Origin of the sequence: Cognatishimia activa, from assembly GCF_001458335.1 — a bacterium.
In the GTDB taxonomy this organism is placed as follows: Bacteria; Pseudomonadota; Alphaproteobacteria; order Rhodobacterales; family Rhodobacteraceae; genus Cognatishimia; species Cognatishimia activa.
The window spans coordinates 67,830-72,793 of the sequence record NZ_CYTO01000019.1; the positions used below are offsets into that span (position 1 = coordinate 67,830).

Sequence of the window (4,964 nt, forward strand, 5' to 3'; positions counted from 1 at the left end):
GCACCAGCTTTGACACGACCAACCGGCTTGCTTTGGCATCACCGGCGAGCTTGTTTTCCCACGCCGGGGCAGGGCATCAAGTGAAGGTCAACAAGGCGAGCAATGGGGACACGGCGTCGTTGTTGTTTCAATCAAACTGGACGGGCCATGCGGAAATGGGTCTGGCCGGAGATACAGATTTTCGCATCAAGGTCTCGCCAGATGGTGGAAGTTGGACGGATGCTTTGGTGTTTGATGCGACCACTGGGCGCGCAAGTGGCGCGGCGGTCCAAAGCGATGCTACGGATATAACGACAGGTAAACTCGCGCGGGCTGATTACGCCTATGGGCCGGGCAATCTGATCGGCAGTGTATCTGAAACTGACGGCGTACCAACTGGCGCTGTGATTGAGCGGGGAAGCAACGCGCAAGGGGATTATGTACGCTTTGCTGATGGCACTCAGATTTGCACGGCCTCAGTAGCCGTCGATATCAACCAGTCCAATGGTTCGCTGTTTTGGTCCGGCGGGGCCAGCCATGCTTTCCCAATGGCCTTTGCGCAAACACCGCACGGGACCGGATCTTTGAGCTCAACCGCAGACGGGTGGGTCAACGGCCGCGCTGATAGTGCAGCCGCTTGGGAGTTTGCTTGCTTTGCCACAGCATCGAAAACTGGAGAGACTGCGGAGTTGATCGCTATCGGACGCTGGTATTGAATCCGATAACTATCATTATGTTATATATGTGTGAGCCTAATGTGCCTTAAGTCCGCACATCCGGTCCATCTCGATCCAGACGCGAGAGGCCCGCAATTTGATGGGCCGCCGCGATAATCGGAGCCAATGCCGCCTGAGGTTCCTCAAACAATGCGCCTTCGCCATCGACGTAATGTTGCAAGTAGACCCGCAGTGTCGCGCCTTCGGTGCCGGTGCCTGACAAACGAAATACAGCCCGCGCGCCGCTTTCAAAGAAAATGCGAATGCCTTGGTTCGGACTGGTAGAGCCATCGACCGGATCATCATAGGAGAAGTTGTCTGCTTTGCTCACGGTGATCGCACCAACTTTGCGGCCTGCTAAACCATCCAGATCAGATTTCAGGTCTTCCATCACGGCGTTGGCGACATCCGTCGGCAGCGCTTCGTAATCATGGCGCGAGTAGTAGTCGCGCCCGTAAGTCTGCCAGTGATCCGCCATCATATCCCCGACGCTCTGTTTGCGCACAGCGAGGATGTTGAGCCAAAGTAGCACCGCCCAAAGGCCGTCTTTTTCACGAACGTGATCAGAACCTGTGCCGGCGCTTTCTTCGCCACAGATTGTCACTTTGCCCGCATCCAGGAGGTTACCGAAGAACTTCCAGCCGGTCGGCGTCTCAAAACTCGCAACACCAAGCTTCTCAGCGACCCGGTCACTTGCGGCAGAGGTCGGCATAGACCGCGCGACGCCCGCGATGCCCCCTTTATAGCCCGGCGCGAGATGGGCGTTGGCCGCAAGCACCGCGAGACTGTCAGATGGGGTCACGTAGAGCCCGGCACCGACGATCATGTTCCGGTCCCCATCCCCATCGGAGGCCGCGCCGAAATCAGGGGCGTTGTCGCCCATCATTTCCGCCATCAACTCCTTGGCCCACACCGGGTTTGGGTCCGGGTGGCCTTTGCCGAAATCGACAGAAGGGACGCCGTTGATCACGGTGCCTTCCGGCGCTCCCAGAGTGTCTTCCAAGATCGATTTGGCGTACGGACCTGTGACCGCATGCATGGCGTCAAACCGCATGCGGAAACCGGTTGCGAACAGCGATTTGATGGCATTGAAATCAAAAAGCGTACCCATCAATTCGGCGTAATCAGAGACTGGATCGATGATCTCAACCGACATGCCATCTAGGGTATGTGATCCAAGCGCAGACAGATCGATATCAGCACCATCAGAGATCAGATATTCTGAGATCGCCTCAGACTGTGCGAGCATTTTTGTGGTCAAGGCTTCCGGAGCTGGGCCACCGTTTTCGCCGTTAAACTTCAGACCGAAATCCGCATCAATCCCACCGGGATTGTGGCTCGCTGACAGAATAAAACCACCATCGGCTTTGTATTTGCGAATGACATGGGATGCGGCGGGCGTCGACAGCAAACCGTTCTGGCCAACGATCACGTGTTTTGCGCCATTGGCTGCTGCCATTTTCAATATCGTCTGAATCGCTTCAGCGTTGAAATAGCGCCCATCCCCACCCAAAACAAAGGTTTTGTCTGTCGCGCCATCAATGGCGTTAAGGACCGACTGGACAAAATTTTCGAGATACCCCGGCACCATAAAATCGCGAGTCTTTTTGCGCAGGCCTGATGTGCCGGGTTTCTGTCCTTCAAATGGTTTGCTGGGAATGGTTTGAGTGGCCATGCCGAACTCCGAATATCTTAAAAGGAAAACGCCGCCCTAAAAGGCGGCGCGCGTTTCTTTAGGAATGGTAGCTTTCCACCAGGTCGACTTCTTCGCTAGAGCCAAGAACCACACCGATGCGCTGGTGTAGATCGGTTGGTTGAACGTCCAGCATGCGGCCTTCGCCGGTGGATGCTTTGCCGCCTGCTTGTTCAATAATGAAAGCCATTGGGTTGGTTTCATAGAGCAGGCGCAGACGGCCGCCCATGGAAGCATTTTCTGAATCGCGCGGGTACATGAACACGCCACCGCGGGTCAGGATGCGATGGACTTCGGCCACCATGGACGCCACCCAACGCATGTTGAATTTCTTACCGCGTGGGCCGTCCGGACCAGCAAGACATTCGTCGATGTAACGAGTGACGGGCGGTTCCCAGAATTTCTGACGGCTGGCATTGATCGCAAACTCATTGGTCGCTGCAGGCACGGTCATGTTCGGGAAGGTCAAAAGGAATTCGCCGCTGCCCGCCAAATGGGTAAACCCGTTCACACCGTGACCCGTTGTGACCACCAGGGACGTAGATGGGCCGTACAACGAATAACCTGCGCAGATTTGCTCTGAACCGGGGATCAAGACGGCCTCATCGGTCAATTCCGTGAGAGGTTCTTTCAGTTCAACGATCGAGAAGATCGAACCAACGGAAATGTTGAGCTCTAAGTTCGACGATCCATCGAGTGGATCGAAATAGATGATATAATCACCCGCTTCCGCTTTGTCTTTCAGCCAGATCACGTTGTCGAGCTCTTCAGACACCAGCGCCGCCACGCGGCTGCAGTTGGCGCAATGCAGCATGAATTGATCATTCGCGATCACATCCAGCTCTTTCTGTGTTTCACCTTGGACGTTCGTATCGTCGGTAGCGCCAAGCGTGCCTGCGAAGGCACCACTGCGGATCTTATGTGAAATGGTCCGGCAAGCCGTGGCGATGTCTTCCAACAGGAAGATCAGGTCTTTAGAAACGCCGTGTTCGCGGTATTCCTTCAGCATGAATTGGCGGAAAGTAAGGTGGTCGTCTTTGGTCATCAGAAATTCCTTGGTGCTTGAGCCCTGTCTAAGCGATCCGTGCGTCGGAACCAACCACCCAAGCGTATCGTTTCTATGACGAATGGCGAAGTTGCTTGCCGACACAGGCATTTGCTGAGAAATCAGGCCGCAGGAGAACGCGATGGCCGCTCAATTTTCCAAGAAAACAAGTCCGCCTGCTTAGGTGCCCGAACTTGTCCCTACAAGCTGAGCGTCACCCACGCGACGACCAAAGGCAAAATCCGAATGATTTTTGCCCTTCTTGCTCATATAGGAAGGCGCGCCTCAATATCCAACCGTGAAAGACGCGCGTTGAAAACGAGGGGTCTCTGCTTCATTCACCAATGCAACCGAGAAGTCCTCCATGGAAATGCTTGATTGACCATCTTCGTCCATTAGAAGCGTATCTCTCCCGGTTCGGAATATACCGGTACGCTGACCGGGCAACAACATGGCCGAGGGGCTGGCATAGGTCCAATCCGCATCCGATGTCGATTGGCACAGCTCTGCTTGTGCCAGAGACGCCCGCGCGATTGGCACGATTTCTTCGGGCAAGAAGTCTGGGTCTGAGAGCACTGTATGCGGGCTCGAATCTGATAGTTTCAAACGTGCAGCGCCGCCCACGACAATCACCCTGATCCCAGCTTGCGTCGCACTTGAAAGAACGGTTCTGGTCAGTCCCACAACCTCACCCTCGCGCCCGCTGGGTGCCCTTAGCGCGCTGATAGCAACATCGTGACCCTTCATAGCGTGAGCCGAGGCGACTTGGTCATGTGCATTAACAATCACGCCCGTCACGTCGGCGGGGAGTTTGGCAATGCTTTCTTGGTTCCGGACCGTAGCCGTTACCTCATGTCCCCTTGATACAGCTTCTTTTATAACGCGTGAGCCCATGGCTCCGGTTGCTCCAAACACGATGATTTTCATGCTTTGCTCCAATGTTTTTGATTTTGAAAAAGCGGTTTGAGTTGTGCCAAAGCGACGGCGAAAACCACGATCACTGCGCCGATGATTTGCCAGAATGTAAGCGATTGATTCAGAGCCACCCAACCAATCAGAACCGCAGAAACCGGGCTAAGAAAACCGAGCGCTGACACCGCACTTGAATCGATGCGCGCGATACCGCGAAACCAAAGGATGTAGGTCATCGCTGCACCTATCAGGCTGAGATAAGCCATACCCATCAGGTTCGTCACACTCAGGGCGGGCAGCGGCGGCTCGACCAGAACGGCGAGCGGCAATAGCAGCACACCCCCCGCGGTGAGTTGCCATGCGGTGAACGTTAAAAGCTGCACAGGCGGTTGCCATTTCCGCGTCAGGACTGTGCCGGCACCCATGGCCAAAGCGCCGCCCAAACCAGCCACCAAACCAATCGGATCCAATACAACGGTTCCAGCAAGCACCAATAGCCCGACGCCGATGAGGCCGGCCAAAGCGGCAAGCACAGCTTGCATGCGAATGGCAGTGTTGAACGCCACCGCTGCCAGAAAAACCACAATCAAAGGCTGCACTGCACCAACCGTTGCGGCGA

General features: G+C 55.3%; 4 protein-coding genes and 1 pseudogene. 1 reads left to right on the forward strand and 4 read right to left on the reverse strand.

Annotated elements, in window-relative coordinates:
* Positions 1-695 (forward strand): annotated as a pseudogene (locus tag TA5113_RS16965) (DUF2793 domain-containing protein); the annotation flags it as partial.
* 46 nt (positions 696-741) lie between these two features.
* On the opposite strand, the gene TA5113_RS09520 reads toward TA5113_RS16965, so the two are convergent.
* From TA5113_RS09520 to TA5113_RS09535, 4 genes are all read right to left on the reverse strand, one after another.
* Positions 742-2,370, reverse strand: coding sequence for an alpha-D-glucose phosphate-specific phosphoglucomutase (locus tag TA5113_RS09520; protein WP_058314810.1), 1,629 nt, complete (start codon positions 2,368-2,370; stop codon positions 742-744).
* A gap of 58 nt (positions 2,371-2,428) precedes the next feature.
* Positions 2,429-3,433, reverse strand: a complete 1,005-nt coding sequence (locus TA5113_RS09525) for a class 1 fructose-bisphosphatase (protein WP_058314809.1) — start codon at positions 3,431-3,433, stop codon at positions 2,429-2,431.
* A 285-nt stretch (positions 3,434-3,718) separates the two neighbouring features.
* Complete coding sequence (locus tag TA5113_RS09530) at positions 3,719-4,360, reverse strand: NAD(P)-dependent oxidoreductase (RefSeq protein ID WP_058314808.1); 642 nt, start codon at positions 4,358-4,360, stop codon at positions 3,719-3,721.
* A partial coding sequence (locus tag TA5113_RS09535; RefSeq protein ID WP_220387206.1) for an EamA family transporter occupies positions 4,357-4,964 on the reverse strand: 608 nt, incomplete at its 5' end. The genes TA5113_RS09530 and TA5113_RS09535, both read right to left, overlap by 4 nt.

Bases quoted from the DNA above. Each gene is read 5' to 3' on its own strand.
- TA5113_RS09520 (WP_058314810.1), bottom strand. From the start codon at position 2,370: ATGGCCACTCAAACCATTCCCAGCAAACCATTTGAAGGACAGAAACCC.
- TA5113_RS09530 (WP_058314808.1), bottom strand. From the start codon at position 4,360: ATGAAAATCATCGTGTTTGGAGCAACCGGAGCCATGGGCTCACGCGTT.
- TA5113_RS09525 (WP_058314809.1), bottom strand. From the start codon at position 3,433: ATGACCAAAGACGACCACCTTACTTTCCGCCAATTCATGCTGAAGGAA.